Here is a 1,554-nt window from a genome sequence, read left to right on the forward strand (position 1 = left end):
ATGTTCCCACCACCGAGTGAAAAACACTTGCTATAGCCTGCCTCAACCAGCCATTTGGCAAGCAGATCGCTGTATTTGATCATCGTCATGCCATCTTCCCGTCAGATATATGTGCAGCGTCAAGCGCTGCACCAAACTCAGTCGAAATTCACACTCAGGTAAGCCTCGATCTTGCTCGCGGCAACTCCAGCATGCTGCGCGTCAGGGCCGGCTGCATGCCGATCCAGAACGTATTATTCATGATGACGTAGGTATTTATCAGCTCACCACTGATGCCGTAATTGCGCCCCGGCATGTAAGGCTGACGCGTCAAATTGCCCGCGAACAGCAGACGCGCACCGACCTTATTCTGATCAAGGTACTGCAACTTTTCGATGCGACTCACCGGTGCTTTGCCACGCAGCGGTTTGGCAATCTGTTCGTACAGAACCTGTGTCTTGCTGTTCTGCATGGAGTGAATCAAGCCTCGGTCATCAATTGATAGGTATGAATCTGTGATTGCGTCAAGGCGCGAATATCCGCGCCAGCGCGGCCTTGCTTAGCCCAGTCGACAATCAGCGCCAGTGCTTCTTCAAGGCGCAGCGCCGGATGCCAGCCCAGACGGCTGCGCACCTTGGAGATGTCGAGCTTGAGATAGCTGGCTTCGTGCGGATGCTCACCGGCATCAATCCGGGAGCGCGCATTTTCTCCCCACAAGCCGATCATCTTGTCGACGATCCAGCCCACCGGACGTGCGTCCTCGTCGAGCGGTCCGAAGTTCCAGGCTTCGGCAAACTCGGTACCACTTTCAAACAGGCGCTGTGCCAGTACCATATAGCCGCGCAGCGGTTCAAGCACATGCTGCCAGGGTCGAATGGCGTGCGGATTGCGGATGCGCACAGGCTGATCCGCTTCGAAAGCACGCAGGATATCCGGGACCAGGCGATCCTGCGCCCAATCACCACCACCGATCACATTGCCGGCACGCACCGACGCAAGCGCCACGCGGTGTTCAGCAAAGCGCGCAGGATTGAAGTAGGAAGAACGATAAGCCGCCACGGCCAATTCGGCGCAGCCCTTGCTGTTGCTATAGGGATCGTAGCCACCCATGGCTTCGTTCTCGCGATAACCCCAGGGCCACTCGCGATTCTCGTAGCACTTGTCGGTCGTCACTGCCACGACAGCGCGCACAGACGGGGTATGGCGCACGGCTTCAAGCACGTTCACTGTGCCCATCAGGTTGGTGGCATAGGTTTCGACCGGATGCACATATGAATAACGCACCAGCGACTGTGCCGCCATGTGGATGACGACGTCCGGCTGCGCAGCCGTCATGGCAGCCTGCAGCGCCGCAAGATCACGAATGTCGCCGTGCAACGACCGCATGCCTTCGGCCACATGCGCCGCATCAAACAGGCTTGGCTGCGACGGCGGCTCAAGCGAGAACCCCGTGAGCTCAGCCCCCAGGCTTTGCAACCACAAGCTGAGCCAGCTCCCCTTGAAGCCGGTGTGCCCGGTCAGGAAAACACGCTTGCCGCGCCAGAATGCTTGCAACGAAGACTGACTCATTTCCAC

The 1,554-nt window shown here is 58.2% G+C and carries 2 protein-coding genes; both read right to left on the minus strand.

Annotated elements, in window-relative coordinates:
• Nucleotides 1–154 precede the first annotated feature (154 nt).
• On the minus strand, nucleotides 155–451 hold the full coding sequence (locus tag ABDB84_RS19970) for a hypothetical protein (RefSeq protein ID WP_345921542.1): 297 nt from the start codon (nucleotides 449–451) through the stop codon (nucleotides 155–157).
• 8 nt (nucleotides 452–459) lie between these two features.
• A partial coding sequence (rfbG, locus tag ABDB84_RS19975) for a CDP-glucose 4,6-dehydratase (protein WP_345921543.1) occupies nucleotides 460–1,554 on the minus strand: 1,095 nt, incomplete at its 5' end.

The organism is Uliginosibacterium sediminicola (assembly GCF_039631295.1).
In the GTDB taxonomy this organism is placed as follows: domain Bacteria; phylum Pseudomonadota; class Gammaproteobacteria; order Burkholderiales; family Rhodocyclaceae; genus Viridibacterium; species Viridibacterium sediminicola.